The following is a 17,835-nucleotide window of genomic DNA, read 5'->3' as shown; positions in this document are numbered from 1 at the left end:
CATATTTTTCTGCTTTATCCATTGATAGTCCCTTATCTGTAGAATTGAATATATACGTAATAAGTATATCCTTATTCATATCAATAACTATGTCTGGATGAGTAAATATTTCTGCGATGTTAAGTGCAATGATTGAATATCGACTACTAAATAATTTTTCTAAACCAGGAAATGTTTGATGGAGTAGTTCAACAATCTCAACTTTAAGACGATTTTGTTCATTTTTAATCTCCAGATGAAAACGGGCACGTTCTCTTAATTCAAAGAATATTGTCTCATGTTTAGGTAAGCTGTCCGTTTGTTTGAGAGTAGGCGCTAAATGAGCGAGTTTGTGAGCATCAGCCTGATCAGTTTTCCATGATCTTAAAGAACTCGTTCTAAATTTGTCCTCTAACGGGTTCATTTCAATATAGTTTATTTGATTTACACGACAAAATCGTACCATAGCTCTTGAATAGATACCTGTAGATTCAAAAATAATTTGTGGATGATCTAAGTCGTTCAAATACTTTGATAAATAATTATAGCCATTTTTATTATTTTGAATGGTAAATTCCTCTTGGAATTTTTCATCTTTATAATGTGCAACTACACTATTTCTTTTACTAATATCAATCCCTAAACAATCGATAACTAAAACCTCCTTGTTTAATTTGAGAAGTTTAAACTTTACTTAACCTTTCTCATTTCATTTTCCTATACACGGTTTCAAGAACCCAACATACTACAAACGAATTTCAAAAGGCGAGAGTAAAGCTGACTAGTTTTTTATACGGGTTTAAAACCCAAGAGTCCACACAGTCTCCTCCTCTCTACAACTATAAAAAATAGCTGCGAAAAAATCTATCGTCATAGATTTCTTCACAGCTAATCTTAGTATGTTTTTATAGTTTGGAGAGAATTTACTAAAATATAAAAATCCTTTAAATAGAGCGGATAATTACAATAATATTAGCAGAACTAGAAAAGTTTGATATAAAAAGAAATTGCTATTTAGGTTATAAAAAAATAATTAGGGGTCTGACTGAGGGTTGTCTGACCGTAGAGTGACCTACGCTTGATTGCCCTGAAATCAGTGCTTCTGTTGAGCTAAAAGCAATGGATATATTGTATCGAGAGTAGGAGTAAATAACTTATGTTCGTGTGCTTTACGGTATAAAAAACCTTGTATACCCTCAATCTCCAATGCATTACCAGCAATAATGTCATAATACATACTCGTCCCCATATGATCAGGATAACCACGATATATGTCCATAATCTCATCTATGATATTTTTATCAAAATTAGCACCTTCGACTTTCGCAATTTCAATGCCTTCTGTTAATAAACGTTTGCATAATAATTCTATACCGTCTATTTTAAGTACTTTGGCAGATTGTCGAGTTAAAGCCGTTACTGTATTAATCGCTAAGTTTACGAGTAGTTTATACCATATCGCTTGATTAATATCCTCTACTAAAGAGATTTCTAATTTTGTATTCGAAAATAGATCGCATAATGCGCGTGTATGTTTGGAATCCTGTAATAAGATCTTGTGATCTCGAAAATGTGTAACGATTTGTTCTTGTTTTTGTCCACTAATATAAACAACTGCTTGATACGCATGTTTATGTGGAATACGTGATAATTGACCAGTGCCATTTTGAGCCAAAATAATTATTGTATCTTTGTGAATTAGGTGTTGTAGTTCTTTAATTACTTCATCTAACTGAGGTATTTTTACAGCAATAAATAAGATATCCACTTTGCTATTATGTTGATAAATAGATGACACGTTTAAATGTGTGATTGTATGTGGCTCTTGATCTTCCTCATATGTAAGTTTTTGCTCCCGTCTTCCAAGCAAGGCTAAACTGGGGAAATTCGGTAATAAATCATGTGCAATGGTGCAACCGACAGCACCAGGTCCAACAATTGCAATATTCGTCATTTCATATTTCCTTTTCTAAAGAATTTAGTTAAGATGTGATTAATAATTTAAATATAACAAAATGTGAGGTATATATTAATTGAAAACATTAAATCAGCTACTGACAATGAAACAAGATAATGAAAAAATTTCAATGGTTACAGCATATGATTTTCCAAGTGCTAAACAAGCTGAGACGGCACAAATTGATACGATTCTTGTGGGAGACTCATTAGGCATGACGGTGTTAGGTTATGAAAGTACAGTGCAAGTTACTGTGGATGACATGATTCATCATGGAAAGGCAGTTAGGAGAGGTGCGCCAAATACATTTGTTGTGGTAGATGTTCCATTTGGTGCGATTGGTGTGAGTGATGAACAAGATATCGAAACAGCAATTAAGCTATATCGTGAGACGACTGCGAATGCAATTAAAGCCGAGGGTGCACACTTAACGCCCTTTATAGAAAAGTGCAGTAATATTGGTATACCTGTAGTTTCTCATTTAGGACTAACACCACAAAGTGTTGGTATTATGGGGTATAAAATGCAAGCTAATACTAAAGAAAAAGCACAACAACTGATAGATGATGCAATGGCTATTCAACAGGCAGGCGCTATGATGATTGTGTTGGAAGCTGTTCCGAGTGACTTAGCGACAGTGATTACTAAGAAAGTGGATGTGCCTGTCATCGGTATCGGTGCAGGAAATGGAACTGATGGCCAAGTATTGGTTTATCATGACATATTAAATTATGGTGTTGAACATAAAGCGAAGTTTGTTAAACGTTATGGTGACTTTTCTGTAGGTGTAGATGCCTTAGCGCAATACAATAGTGAAGTGAAAACAGTACAATTCCCTGATTCAGAACATACTTATAAAAAACAAGTGTTTAGTGAGGAATCAGAATGACTAAAATCATAACGACAATTAAAGAAATGATGGAATTGACGCAAAAATGGCGTGAAAATGGGTTGCAAATAGGTTTTGTACCTACAATGGGTGCTTTACATGAAGGACATTTGACTATGATGGAACAATCCATTTCAAACAATGATATTACTGTCATAAGCGTGTTTGTAAATCCATTACAGTTTGGTCCTGATGAAGATTTTGATGCTTATCCAAGAAATATTCCGAGTGATGTTGAAAAAGCAGAAAGTATTGGTGTGGATTATATTTTTCATCCAAGTGAATCTGAAATGTATCCTACAAAGCCGACAATACAAGTGAGCGCAGGCAGATTATCTACGGTATTAGAAGGGGCACAACGACCTGGACACTTTGATGGTGTAGTTACTGTAGTTAATAAATTGTTTAATATTGTACGACCACATTGCGCATATTTTGGAAAAAAAGATGCACAGCAACTTGCAATTATTGAACAAATGGTAATCGATTTTAATCATCCAATTACAATTAAAGGCGTAGATATCGTTCGTGAAACGGATGGTTTAGCACGAAGTTCAAGAAATATTTATTTAACAGAGGAAGAGCGTCAACAAGCACCTCATCTCTACCAAAGTTTGAAATTAGCCCATCAAATGTATATAGACGGTGAAAGAGAAAGTGACAAAATAATTGCAGCAGCATGTGACTACTTAAAAATGCATACAGAAGGTGAAATAGAAACATTTGCAATTTATAGTTATCCTGAGCTTGTTGAACAACAAAATATTTCAGGTGACATATTTATTTCATTGGCAGTTAAATTTAGTAAAGCGCGACTGATTGATAATATCATTATAAGTAACAAATAATATTGAATTTAGTAATGTTGTGTTTTTTAAAGTAAATTGATAAAAAATTTGATGCACACATTTTACATTTTCTTATCGTTGATTTATCATTAAATGTGAGAGAGATTTATCGAGAAGACAAGTGAATGATCATATTACAACAAATTGGGTATATACCTAATAACATTGCAAAATGTTTGTATTGTATCATCCTACAAGTTAGATTTTCTATCTTGTGGACTATTCAAAGAAGTGAATTATGAAAGGTGGTAAAAAAATGAGTGATTCAAACTCTAAAGACGTCATTTTAATTGGCGCGGGTGTTTTAAGTACAACATTCGGCTCATTTTTAAAAGATCTTGCACCAGATTGGAATATAAAACTTTTTGAAAGACTTGAGAAACCTGCAATTGAAAGTTCAAATGAACGTAATAATGCTGGTACTGGACATGCCGCATTGTGTGAATTGAACTATACAGTTGAGCAAAAAGATGGTTCTGTCGATATTGAAAAGGCGAAAGAAATCAATGAGCAATTTGAAATTTCTAAACAGTTTTGGTCTTATTTAGTTAAGACTAACCAAATTCAAAATCCTCAAGAATTTATTCGTCCTTTACCGCACATTAGCTTTGTACAAGGCGAAAGAAATGTTAATTTCTTGAAAAAACGTTTTGAAGCGCTATCTCCTTTATCAATGTTTAAAGGAATAGAATATACGGAAGATCATGAAAAGCTCAAAGAATGGATTCCGTTAATGATGGCAGGTCGTAATCCAGAGGAAAAAGTTGCTGCTAGTAAAATTGATGAAGGTACTGATGTAAACTTCGGAGAACTTACTAGAAAAATGGCTAAAAACTTAAATGAACATGATAACGCTGAAATTTTCTATAAACATGAAGTCCAAGACTTTAGTCATCGTAAAGATGGCAAATGGGAAGTTAAAGTGAAAGATCTAAAAACTAAAAAAGTGGAAACACATATTACTGACTACGTATTTATTGGTGCGGGTGGCCATGCGATTCCATTGTTACAAAAAACAGGTATTCCTGAAAGTAAACATCTAGGTGGTTTCCCTATCAGTGGTGCATTCCTAGTTTGTAACAATCCAGAAGTGGTTGCAGAACACGAAGCCAAAGTTTATGGTAAAGAACCGCCAGGCACACCGCCAATGACAGTTCCTCACTTAGATAGAAGATATATCCAAGATGAGAATACGTTATTATTTGGTCCGTTTGCTGCAATAGGTCCTAAATTCTTGAAAAACGGTTCTAACCTTGATTTATTCAAATCATTAAATACAAGTAATGTTGGTACGATGTTAGCATCAGCATTTAAAAACTTCCCATTAGTGAAATACTCAATCCAAGAAGTATTGGCTAAAAAAGAAGACCGTATGAAAGAATTGCGTAGATTTGTACCTAACGCAAAAGATGAAGACTGGGATATCCACATCGCTGGTAAACGTGTTCAAGTTATCAAAGATACAAAAGAACATGGTCGTGGTTATATTCAATTCGGTACTGAAGTGGTTAACTCTAAAGACCATTCTGTAATCGCATTGTTAGGTGAATCACCAGGAGCTTCTACTTCAGTATCTGTTGCACTTGAAGTATTAGAAAAGAATTTCCCAGAGTACATGAAAGAATGGGATACGAAAATTAAAGAAATCATTCCGTCTTATGGAAGTTCTTTAATCGAAGATTATGCACTATTAAAAGAAATCAGACAAGCTACATCAAATGAACTTGATTTAATAAACAAATAATAATGCGTTTTAATTAATAGATGTATTGAAATTTAATAAAAATCCTGGGATATAAATCCCAGAAAGATAGCACTCAGATAAATTAATTTATCTGAGTGCTTCTTTTTATTATTTATTATTTAATACTTAATACTTTGTATTGTTAGTTCGCTTTCTTAGTGGACAGCTTCAGCTAGTTATGTTCCTTCAAGCGTCTCGTTAAAATACGTCGTATTTATATATAATTTCACATTAAAACATTTTAAAAAAGTAACGGCCTTTCTTATGATTTAATAAAATTCATTTTAATAGGATTGTGTTCTATTAGATGTTGTATATAGAGTAATAAAAAGATTAAAAAATAATTAAAATCATATGATTTGTTGACAAAAGATAATATAAGAGTAAAAATATATTGGAAGTTAGAATATTTCAGATTGTTATTGAGGTGTATATTTTGAAGACGCGTATTGGATTTATTCTTTTATCAGCAGTTTTGATAATTTTTACATTATTAGTTTGTGCAAAGTATTCTATAGGCAAGCATGCAATTAGTTTCGAACAGCCATATGATCTCATGATTAGCATAGCAACGATTATTTTATTATTTTTACCAGCATTAATTTTTGGAATTTTTAAATATACTGCTACTGGTATTATTTCAGGTATTTGGCAATTATGTTTTGCTTTTATATTTATCATGGGAGGATTGATTCTTACATTTATATCCCCAATTATACTATTATTATTTATGTTTTACATAACGGGTATTGTTTTAATTATTAGCGCAATTACCGCTATGACAGTTAAATAGATACATAGTAAATACGAGACCCATTTTCACCAATAAGACAAGTGAAAATGGAAAAAAATCCCTTTAAAAGAAAACGCTTACAAATATATGGTATAGGGTATACAGGCGAGTAGAGGAGGTTTTAATATGATATATACGAATCCAACTGAACAAAATGCAAAATACAAAGTGAAATCAACTTATGCAAATTATATTGGAGGAGAATGGAAAGCTCCAATTGATGGTGGATACTTTGATAATATTTCTCCGATTACTGGTAATGTATATGCAAAAGTACCGAGGTCTACAAAATCAGATGTTGACCTTGCTGTTGAAGCGGCTAAAAAAGCACAAGTTGAGTGGTCTAAAAAATCACCTGCTGAACGTTCACAACTGTTGTTGAATATTGCGGATAGAGTAGAGGATAATTTAGAATACTTAGCTGTTATTGAAACATTTGATAATGGTAAACCAGTGAGAGAAACATTGGTAGCAGATTTACCTTTAGTTGTAGATCATTTTAGATACTTCGCAGGAGTTATTCGTGCCGAAGAAGGCGGTATATCTCAGATTGATAACGATACAGTAGCGTATCATTACAAAGAGCCTTTAGGCGTTGTAGGACAAATTATTCCATGGAATTTTCCATTACTCATGGCAACATGGAAGATTGCTCCAGCTTTAGTAACAGGTAACGCTGTAGTACTAAAACCAGCAGAACAAACACCAATTTCTATTTTACATTTTATTGAACTTATTGAAGATTTATTGCCAAAAGGTATACTAAATGTTGTTAATGGCTTTGGGGCAGAAACAGGAGAGGCATTAGCAACACATAAAGGTATTAATAAAGTGGCTTTTACGGGAGAAACAACAACTGGAAAAATTATCATGAAAAATGCAAGCGATAATATTATTCCAGTAACATTGGAATTAGGTGGGAAGTCACCGAACTTATTCTTTAAAGACGTTATGGATGAAAATGATGACTATTTAGATAAAGCAGTTGAAGGATTAGTGATGTTTGCTTTGAACCAAGGTGAAGTATGTACTTGTCCATCAAGAGCACTAATTCATGAAGATATCTATGAATCATTTATTACGTTATGTATTGAAAAAGTAAATAAAATTAAATTAGGTAATCCATTAGATGATACAACAATGGTTGGTGCACAAACATCAAATGAACAGCAAGAAAAAATTAAAAAGTACCTTGATATAGGCAAGGCAGAAGGTGCAGAAGTACTAGTAGGTGGAGGTATTCGTACCGAAGGAGACAACTTGGAAAATGGATTCTATATTGAACCTACAATTTTTAAAGGTACACAAGACATGAGAATTTTCCAAGAAGAAATATTTGGACCTGTGTTATCTGTTGCAACATTTAAAGATGAAGATGAAGCCTTGGAGATGGCGAATGACACAGAATATGGACTTGGCGCAGGACTATGGACTAGAAATCAAAACATTGCATATCGAATTGGTCGAGGTATTCAAGCAGGTAGAGTCTGGGTGAATAATTATCATACTTATCCAGCACATGCTGCTTTTGGTGGATACAAAATGAGTGGTATTGGTCGTGAAAATCATTTAATGATGTTAGAGCACTATCAACAAACAAAAAATTTATTAGTGAGTTATGACACTAAACCAACAGGGCTATTCTAAAGTTCAAAACTTTTGAAACGCTTTAGTAGATAATAGGTATATTGATTAAATATAGAAGATTGCTATTACTTTAATTCTATTTCTATCATGGAGAACGGGATGATACTATGGTGGACAAATGATAAATAATAGGGGTCTTCTTTTTCTATGTTTACATTAACGGAACGATTTATAAATTGTGCAAAATTAATGAAAAATGTTTTGGAGTTGTTTGAAATGTATATATTAATAGTAAATAAAAATAAAGTGGTGTGATTTGATGTATTTAATTGTTAGATATAGTATGGGTAACACACTTTTGTATCTAAGAAATGACAGAAAAGAACCAATTAATTCTAGAGTCATTGCTATTTCAAATCGAGATTATATAAATCAATTAACGTTATACATTGAAGATTTAATCAAAAGTGTTGGTGCCGACGTTAATGTGATTCGCTTTATTGTATTGGAAATTAATGATATTAAATCGTTACATTTTGACGCTATTTGTATTGTAAGTCGTGTGTTGGAAATGATAATAGGCACTAGAGTTATTGTAACAAATGATGTTAATACTTTTGATTATGATAAATATTTAAATAGTGCATAATTAAGGTGAAAGTAGTTAATTGAATTCAAAAAAAGAGGCTTATTAGTGATATTAAGATACTAATAAGCCTCTTTTTATTTGTTAGTTTAAGTGTATAAAGGTAAGTAGTATGTGTCTTTGAATACTGTAGACAAGGATTTCACAATCATTTTATAAAAATGAGTTAATAATTTAAAATTAATACTTAATTTTTTTATAGTATTGTGATAATATACTTGTTAGAATTGTTTACAATATAATACCGTGGAGGAATCTAATGAACAAAAATTGTAATAATATTTCGAGTCAAAGGAACAAATACTCGATTAGAAAGCTTACAGTTGGTACAGCATCTTTGCTTATAGGTGCAACATTAGTGTTTGGATTAGGAAATGAAGCATACGCCGATGAATTAGCAAGCCAAGAAAAAAACAACACAGTTGCTAATTCAAACGAAAATTCCGAACCACATAAACAACAAAAAAGCACAACGGATGAGCAATCCCAAAATCAATCCGTACAAGAACAAGAGACACAAGAGCAAACCGCACAAGAAACAAAGAAAATTGATGAAGGGCAACAAAGTACAAATGAAAATACAAATAGCCCTTCTGCAATTCAACATGAAAATATAGATGAAAACGTTACTAATGAAAACATAAGTAATGAAGATCAACAGAATAAAGAAGAAGCTTTAGAAAAACAAGGAGATGCAATTAATAAGCAAGAAGAATCTGTGTTAACAGAACATAAACCGGAAGAAACAAAGCAACAGATTACTGAAGCAGAAGCATCGATTGATGAAAGTGAACAGTCAACACAAGTAAGACTACCTAACAAATCAGATGTAAACAATTCGACTAATAAACCTCAAATTATTAGACAAGAGCAACAAAAAAATGAAAATACGAAAGAAAGTCGTAAAGTCAATGACCAAGTACAACTTGATAAGAAACCAGGAAACAAAAAACTAAAAAAAGTTGTCGGTACTCATGAAAGTACAACACGTTCACTAAAAAGAGCGAAACGTCAGGCTACATCTACTAGAGATAAAACTGAGGATGCATCACTAGAGACTTTAGATTACTCAGATAACTATACATTCCAGACTTTAATTTTTGACCCGGAAAAATTGATAGATAATAATATATTGAAAGGAAATCGCATACCTTTTAAAATTCATAGCTATATGATAGGTGCCAATTCAGGTGATCGATATAAAATAAATTTACAATTAGATGAAGTTTTAGCAAACCATATTACTAAAGTTTCAGCAATTCCTGCTAATCAAAGCACACCAGTCGAGTTTACAAGATTAGAAAATGCTATTGGTAGGAAAACAAACATTTGGCAAGTGAATTATATAAGAGCAAATAATGGATTGTTCGGTGGAGCGGAAATTCTTAGTCAATATACTGCAGAAGGTGGCGTAATCGAATTAGATGATACCGTCGAAAACATACTAAATGCTCAAGCAGATTTATCTGCAGACAAATTAAATTATCTAATATATGTTAAAGATGCCCAAGAAAATAAAAAAATAAGAACATCTGAAACAAGTGGGTATTTTTTAACAAAAGCAGAAAATTCATTTACTGATTTAAAAAAATCAACTTCTGATGCAGCTAATAATGCCTTTAAAGCTAGCTGTGGTTCTGTACAATTTGATGCTTCTATTGGAGAATATGGCGCTTTCGTTGGGGATCAACAGATTTTGAAAAATGGTATTTTAAATTATGGTGGTCCATTATTAGATTCTGGACTTAACAAACAATGGACATATCATTATAAAATAGATCCTAAATTATTACCTTTCGTTGGACAAATAGAATTGCATAAATATGATTTCAAAGGCCTGTCAGGATTTGATAAAACATATTATGAAGATACAAGAGTAGCGCTTTTGCCTGTGAATTCAAATGGTGAAGGATCAATTACTTCGTTTGATTTGAATTCTATAATTGAATTTAATAATTCCTTACCGGAAACTGTTGGAATTAGAATTGTTGTTAAATTTAACCAAACACCAAATAATATATTAATTCGAGATGCCAAGTTTGATGATTATGGAAATTTAATAGCTAATACTTCGAAAGTGAAAGAAGAATTTACATTTTATGGCTATCTAACAGATCGTTTTGGTGGATTAATAAAAAATACTTTTGGAACTTCAACATATTATATACAAGATATAGATAAAGATGGACTGACAGATAACTTTGAGATTCATAGCTCGCATACAGATCCTTTTAATCCAGATACTGATAATGATGGTAATACAGATGGTAATGAGTTTATGAACCTAAGAACTTCACCACTTGTTGCAAAACCAGTAGTTCAAGATGTAACAACAGATATGAATGTTATTAAAGGTAACGTCCATGTTTTAGATGGTGCAACAGAACAAGAAGTTAAAATTATGGATTCACAAAATAAAGAAATCGGTAATGGAAAATTAGAAAGAAATGGAGACTTCAACATTAAAGTCTCTAATTTAAAACCGGGTCAATATACTGCACATGTTATTTCTTCTAAATATAAAAACCCTGAAAAGACAACTTTCAATGCAGTGGACATTACAGTAATGTTGAAACCTGCTATAGAAGAGGTGAATGAAACAGATTTAGATATAAGTGTAACAGGGATAGAAGGTTCAACAGTAACAGTTAAGGATAGTAAAGGGAAATTTATTGGCCGTGTCAATATTGCAAAAGGGCAAACCGGGGCATTTATAAAATTGAAACAACCTTTATCAGTAGGGACAGTATTGATTGCTACAGCTAAAAAAGGTAAAAACACGAGTGTTCCTTCAGATCCAGTAACAGTTATTGATAGTGCTTCAATTGATGCACCTATAGTTAATCCGTTAAGTAACAGAGATTCAAGTGTTACCGGAACTACTGAACCAAATGCAATAATTAGAGTTGTCTTGCCGAATGATATGGAAATCTTGTCAAAAGGTGATGAAAATGGTCGGTTTGATGTTTTATTACCTGATGATTATAAATTAAAAGTTGGAGAAAAAATAGAAGTTATTGCTATTAGTGGAAAAGGTATTTCATCAGAAGCTACCAGTGTTACAGTGCAAGGTTATGTAGGATTCCCTGTTGTTCAGGCAGTAACGAGTGAATCAAAAACAATAACAGGTATAGCTACTTCAGGATCATTAATTAGTGTTAAATTGCCAGATGGCACTTTGCTATATGGTAAAGCAACTGATTCCGGGGATTTTGATATTTTATTACCAGATCATATTAAGTTTACTGGTGGAGAAAGAATAGAACTTTCTGCAATAAGTCAACCAGGTAATTTTGCTTTATCAACACCAATTATAGTTCAGGATTTGACACCACCAGAAGCGCCAACGGTAAATGAAGTCACTAGTGAAAGTTCAAAAATTAGTGGAACGGCTGAAGTAGGCTCAACAGTAAAAGTACAATTACCGGATGGAAGCGAATTAATAGATGTAGCAAATTATCAAGGCAACTACACAATTGATATTCCAAGTGATAAGAAATTCCAAGGAGGAGAACGTATCAAAGTAACATCAACAGATGCGTCAGGTAATAAGTCTAATGAAACGGTCATTGATGTAAAAGATACAATACCACCTGTAGCACCGACGGCAAGTGAAGTTACGAGTGAAAGTACGCAAGTAACAGGCACAGGTGAACCAGGAAGTACGGTAAAAGTAGAGTTGCCGGATGGTACTGTATTGAGTGAAGTTGCAGATGATCAAGGAAATTATGTCATAGATATTCCGGCTAATAAGAAATTCCAAGGTGGAGAAAGTATTAAGGTCACATCAACAGATGCGTCAGGTAACAAATCAAATGAAACGGTGATTGATGTAAAAGATACAACGCCACCAGTGGCGCCGACGGTGATTGAAGTTACGAGCGAAAGCACGCAAGTGACAGGTACAGGCGAGCCAGGCTCAACGATTAAAGTAGAGTTACCGGATGGAAGCGAACTAAGTGGAGTCGCGGATGACCAAGGCAACTATACAGTAGATCTTCCAGCTAACAAGAAATTCCAAGGCGGAGAGCGTATCAAAGTAACGTCAACAGATGGATCAGGCAATAAGTCAAATGAAGCAGTGATTGATGTAAAAGATACAACGCCACCAGTGGCGCCGACGGTGAGTGAAGTTACGAGCGAAAGCACGCAAGTGACAGGCACAGGCGAACCAGGAAGTACGGTTAAAGTAGAATTGCCAGACGGAACAGAGTTAACAGGAGTCATAGATGACCAAGGTAACTACGCAGTAGCCCTTCCATCTAACAAAAAATTCCAAGGTGGAGAAAACATCAAAGTAACATCAACAGACCCATCAGGCAACAAATCAAATGAAATGGTCATTGATGTAAAAGATACAACGCCACCAGTGGCACCGACGGTGAGCGAAGTTACGAGCGAAAGCACGCAAGTAACAGGCACAAGCGAGCCAGGAAGTACAGTTAAAGTAGAGTTACCGGATGGTACTGAATTGAGTGAAGTTGCAGATGACCAAGGCAACTATACAGTAGGTCTTCCAGCTAACAAGAAATTCCGAGGTGGAGAAAGTATTAAGGTCACATCAACAGATGCTTCAGGTAACAAGTCTAATGAAACAGTGATTGATGTGAAAGATACAACGCCACCAGTGGCACCGATGGTGAGTGAAGTTACGAGTGAAAGTACACAAGTAACAGGCACAAGCGAGCCAGGCTCAACGGTTAAAGTAGAATTGCCAGACGGAACAGAATTAACAGGAGTCGTAGATGATCAAGGCAACTACACAATTGATATCCCAAGTGGTAAGAAATTCGAAGGTGGAGAACAACTCAAAGTAATATCAATAGATGTAGCAGGTAACAAATCAAAAGAAATATCAGTTGAAGTAAGAGATGTTACACCACCAAAGGCACCAACAGTGAATGAAATAGCAAGTAAACATTCTCGAATCACGGGAACAGCAGAAGTTGAAAGTGAAGTTAAGATAGAACTGCCAGATGGTACAAAATTAACAGGAATGGCGGATGACCAAGGAAATTACAGTATTGATATACCAAATGGTAAAGAATTCCAAGGTGGAGAACAACTCAAAGTAACATCAACAGATATCTCGGGTAATGAATCACAAATTACAAACATAGTAGTTAAAGATACAACACCACCATTTGCACCACTTGTAGAAATAGTAACAAGTGAAGGAAATCAAATAAGAGGAGCGAGTGAATCGGAATCTATAGTGAAAGTAGAACTGCCAGACGGTACAAAACTAACTGGTGTAGCAAATGCTATAGAGAAATTCGCAATTGATATTCCAAGTGATAAAAAATTCCAAGGCGGAGAGGTGTTGAAAGTAACAGCTACCGATCAATCTGGAAATGAATCGTTAGTAACTACAATCAATGTGAAAGATACAACGCCGCCAAATCCACCATCAGTTCTTCCACTAACATCTGAAAATATGCAAGTAAGTGTGGTTGGAGAGCCTGGTAGTACAATTAAAATATTACTTCCGGATAATAGTGAGCTAATAGGTCAAGCTGATAATCAAGGCGTAAGTGTCATTGCTTTACCAGAAAACAAAAAATTCCAAGGTGGAGAAAGATTACGTGTTACATCTACAGATGCAACAGGTAATGAATCACAGGAAACAGTGATAGAAATAATTGATGTAACACCACCTGAAGAACCAACTGTAAATCCAGTTTCAAGTGAAAGTTTACAAATTACAGGTACGAGTGAACCGAATGCAACAGTAAAGGTTATAATGCCGGACGGCACTGAATTAGTAAATATAGCTAATGATCAAGGAGAATTTACAATTGATTTAACAGTATCAAAAAAATTACAAGGTGGAGAAAATTTAAAAATTACATCAATAGATGCAACTGGCAATAAATCGCAAGAAAAAACAATAAAAGTAAAAGATACTACCCCTCCATTAACACCTGTTGTAAATCCAATTACTAGTGAAAGTACAAATATAATTGGAAGAGCAGAACCAAAAGCAACAGTTAAAATAGAGTTACCAGACGGAACAAATTTAATTACTAAAGTTGATTTGAACGGTAATTATACAGTCGATATTCCAAACAATAAGAAATTCCAAGGCGGGGAAAATATTAAAATATCATCAATTGATGAAGCTGGTAATAAATCACAAGTAATTACAAGTACTGTTAAAGATGTAACCCCACCTACAATACCAACTATAAGTGAAGTTACAAGTGAAAGTTCACAAGTGAGTGGAACAAGTGAGCCAGGATCAACAATAAAACTAGTATTACCAGACGGAACAGAATTATCAAATGTAACAGATAATCAAGGTAACTATGTGATTGATTTGCCTAATGTAATGCTTATTGGTGGAGAGGAATTGAGTGTGACGTCGACAGATATAACTGGAAATAAATCTGAGGTATCAAAGGTAATGGTTAAGGATGTAACAGCACCTGAAGCACCTTCAGTAAATTCAGTGACAAGTGAAAATATGAGTGTCACAGGTATAAGTGAACCAAGATCAATAGTTAAAGTAGAATTACCGAACGGAACAGAATTAATTGATGTAGCGAATGATCAAGGTGAGTATACGATAGATTTATCTCAAATTAAACTAATAGCTAAGGATAAATTGAAAGTTACAGCAACAGATGCAGCAGGAAATAAATCTGAAGCAACAACAATTGAATATAAAGATGTAACTCCACCAATAGCGCCTAAAGTAAATCAAATAACAAGTGAAACTACTCAAATTACAGGGTCTGGAGAACCAAACACTGCAGTCAAATTAGAACTGCCAAATGGATTAGACTTGATAGCAATTATTAATGATCAAGGAAACTTTAGCATTAATTTACCATCTGACTATAGATTCCAAGGTGATGAAAAAGTTCGAGTAGTCGGTATAGATGAATCATTGAATATATCAGAGGAAAAAATAATCAGAGTACAAGATGTAACCCCACCTAAAGCGCCTATGATTTATCCAATAGCAAGTTCAAGTTATTCATTGAGAGGTATGTCAGAACCTGAAGCACAGATAACATTGAAATTACCAAATGGAAAGTTACTTTATGGTCAAGTTGATAAACTGGGTATCTATAGTGTGAAAGTAATAGATGAATATGTATTCCAAGGTGGAGAAACAATAGAAGTTACAGCAACAGATAAATCGGGTAACATTTCAGAAGCTACAACTATTATAGTTGATGATGATACACCACCGAGTCCACCAGTAATTTATGGTGTGACAAGTGAAAGTAAAGCCATTAGTGGAAAAACTGAACCATTTGCAACGATAACAGTTGCTGTATCATACAAAGATTTAATAGTTGGTAAGGCAAACAAAAAAGGTGAATTTAATTTACCGATTCCGAAAGGCTATAATTTAGATGGTGGTGAAGAAATGAGAATAACATCTACAGACATTGCAGGTAATGTTTCTGAAAAAACTTATGTAATGGTTAAAGATGTTACGGCTCCAAATCCACCATCAGCACTTCCAATAACAAGTGAAAGTGAAGAAATTATTGGGAAAACTGAGCCAAATGCAATCGTAACAGTGAAAATATCAAATGGGAATAAATTTACGGAGAATGCAGACGATTTCGGAAATTACGTTATTAACTTACCGAAAAATATTAAGTTAAATGGTGGAGAAAAGGTTCAACTTAAAGCAACAGATCCATCAGGTAATATTTCAGAAGCTATGGAAATTATAGTTATAGATTTAACACCACCTACAGTGCCTACCGCAAAGCCTTTAACGAGTGAAGACTTAAGAATTGTTGGCACAGGGGAACCACAAACTATGATCAGTGTTGAGTTACCGAATGGAACACGATTATTAGGTAAAGTAGATAACAAAGGAAATTATGTTATTGATTTACCAAATAAAGTGAATTTCAATGGTGGAGAAAATATTAAAATTATATCAACGGACAAAGCGGGCAATATGCCATTACCACTAATTATGACAGTAGTAGATACAACACCTCCTGTTCTGCCAAAGATTGATTCATTTACAACTGAAAATAAACAATTAACGGGTGTAACAGAGCCTGATGCGGTTGTGAATGTTCTGTTACCTACAGGTGAAAACTTATCTGTGAAAGCTGACGATAAAGGTGTTTTTGTTATTAATTTACCTTCTGGAATAGTATTTAAAGGTGGAGAAAAGTTAAGTATTACTGCAGTAGATGCTCAAGGTAATAAAACATCTCCAATTATAATAATTGTTAAAGATACAACAATTCCAGAACCACCTAAAGTAGACAAAGTAACAAGCGAAAGTACTCAAATTACTGGAACAGGAGAACCAGGAGCTATTGTAAAAGTTGAATTACCAAATGGAAAATTATTAACTGCACAAGTAGATACACAAGGGACTTTCAATGTTAACTTACCGAAAAAAGGTACATTTAAAGGTGGAGAAGTGCTAAAAGTATCGATTGTAGATCCTTCAAGTAATGAGTCGCAATCTACAACGGTTCATGTAGAGGATATCACAGCACCTAAATCGCCAACTGTGAAACGAATTACAAGTGACAATCCGCTAATTGTTGGTACAGCAGAGGTAGGTTCAACGATTAAAGTTAAACTACCAAATGGTAAGGTTATATCTACTAAAGTGGATAAACAAGGAAATTACAAGTTGAAAATTCCTAATAACTTTAAATTGAATGGTGGAGAATTATTAATTATTACAGCAACGGATATTTCTGGCAATACATCAGATGAAGTTACTGTTAAAGTTACTGTTAAAGTTACTGATAATACAGCACCGACAAAACCTAGTATCCATCCAATAGATAAAGATAGCAAAAAGATTTCAGGAACTGCTGGAGCAAATGCAACAATTAAAATTAAATTGCCAAATGGTAAAGTTATAGTTGGTAATACTGATAGCAAAGGTAGATTTGAGTAAAATGAAATCTATTGTGGTTGTTACAGTTGATGCAAATGGTAATATATCTAATGAAGTGAAAGTAGATATTAAACAAACACATCAAAATACACATTCAGGTGAAAATAAATCAAATGCAAATGATAATGAAAAAGAAATTAGCAATCAAGATTCTGTTAGTCATAATCAGGCATTAGGCAACCTACAAAGTGATATTGATGAAGATTGGAATGTACAACATGGTACAGATAAATTAATGAATGCAAATCGTGATAATAAGAAAGATGATAGCAATCACGAGCAAGGTGAATTACCATCAACAGGACAAAATGATGTTGTAAACACAACAGCATATGGTAGTCTGATGGCGCTTATTGGTTCAACGTTATTGTTCACTAGACGTAGAAAAACAATGACAAAAATAAGCAAGATAATTAAATAAATGCAAGACTCCCTAATCTCATTTAATGGGATTAGGGAGTCTTTTTTAATAATTGAAAATGTATGAGTT

The 17,835-nt window shown here is 33.8% G+C and carries 10 protein-coding genes; 8 read left to right on the top strand and 2 right to left on the bottom strand.

Translation table 11 applies throughout. From position 1 onward, the window contains the following. Both MHZ36_RS07770 and MHZ36_RS07765 read right to left on the bottom strand, forming a co-directional pair. A partial coding sequence (locus MHZ36_RS07770) for an IS110 family transposase (RefSeq protein ID WP_239230913.1) occupies window positions 1–631 on the bottom strand: 631 nt, incomplete at its 3' end. A gap of 441 nt (window positions 632–1,072) precedes the next feature. Continuing rightward, the gene (locus tag MHZ36_RS07765) at window positions 1,073–1,933 is read right to left on the bottom strand and encodes an oxidoreductase (protein WP_239230890.1); all 861 of its coding nucleotides are present in this window, start codon (window positions 1,931–1,933) and stop codon (window positions 1,073–1,075) included. A 79-nt stretch (window positions 1,934–2,012) separates the two neighbouring features. Here MHZ36_RS07765 and panB point away from each other — a divergent pair, with 79 nt between their 5' ends. The 8 genes from panB to MHZ36_RS07725 all read left to right on the top strand — a co-directional run bounded on the left by panB (window position 2,013) and on the right by MHZ36_RS07725 (window position 17,766). Next, the gene (gene panB / locus MHZ36_RS07760) at window positions 2,013–2,825 is read left to right on the top strand and encodes a 3-methyl-2-oxobutanoate hydroxymethyltransferase (RefSeq protein ID WP_239230887.1); all 813 of its coding nucleotides are present in this window, start codon (window positions 2,013–2,015) and stop codon (window positions 2,823–2,825) included. Then, complete coding sequence (gene panC, locus MHZ36_RS07755; RefSeq protein WP_239230886.1) at window positions 2,822–3,673, top strand: pantoate--beta-alanine ligase; 852 nt, start codon at window positions 2,822–2,824, stop codon at window positions 3,671–3,673. Before panB ends, panC begins: the two co-directional genes overlap by 4 nt. A gap of 256 nt (window positions 3,674–3,929) precedes the next feature. Beyond that, complete coding sequence (gene mqo, locus MHZ36_RS07750) at window positions 3,930–5,417, top strand: malate dehydrogenase (quinone) (protein ID WP_239230884.1); 1,488 nt, start codon at window positions 3,930–3,932, stop codon at window positions 5,415–5,417. Between the two features lie 436 nt (window positions 5,418–5,853). Beyond that, window positions 5,854–6,210 carry a hypothetical protein gene (locus MHZ36_RS07745; RefSeq protein WP_239230883.1) on the top strand — a complete coding sequence of 119 codons (357 nt, stop codon included), beginning with the start codon at window positions 5,854–5,856 and terminating at the stop codon, window positions 6,208–6,210. A 126-nt stretch (window positions 6,211–6,336) separates the two neighbouring features. Then, the gene (locus MHZ36_RS07740) at window positions 6,337–7,857 is read left to right on the top strand and encodes an aldehyde dehydrogenase family protein (RefSeq protein WP_239230880.1); all 1,521 of its coding nucleotides are present in this window, start codon (window positions 6,337–6,339) and stop codon (window positions 7,855–7,857) included. A 259-nt stretch (window positions 7,858–8,116) separates the two neighbouring features. Further along, window positions 8,117–8,446 carry a hypothetical protein gene (locus MHZ36_RS07735; RefSeq protein WP_239230879.1) on the top strand — a complete coding sequence of 110 codons (330 nt, stop codon included), beginning with the start codon at window positions 8,117–8,119 and terminating at the stop codon, window positions 8,444–8,446. A 256-nt stretch (window positions 8,447–8,702) separates the two neighbouring features. Next, the gene (locus tag MHZ36_RS07730; RefSeq protein ID WP_239230877.1) at window positions 8,703–17,345 is read left to right on the top strand and encodes an Ig-like domain-containing protein; all 8,643 of its coding nucleotides are present in this window, start codon (window positions 8,703–8,705) and stop codon (window positions 17,343–17,345) included. 1 nt (window position 17,346) lies between these two features. Further along, a complete protein-coding gene (locus tag MHZ36_RS07725; protein WP_239230876.1) occupies window positions 17,347–17,766 on the top strand; it encodes an LPXTG cell wall anchor domain-containing protein in 420 nt (139 codons plus the stop codon). Window positions 17,767–17,835 lie beyond the last annotated feature (69 nt).

Origin of the sequence: Staphylococcus sp. ACRSN (assembly GCF_022346615.1) — a bacterium.
Taxonomy (GTDB): domain Bacteria; phylum Bacillota; class Bacilli; order Staphylococcales; family Staphylococcaceae; genus Staphylococcus.
This window is presented reverse-complemented; position numbering and strand designations above follow the sequence as displayed.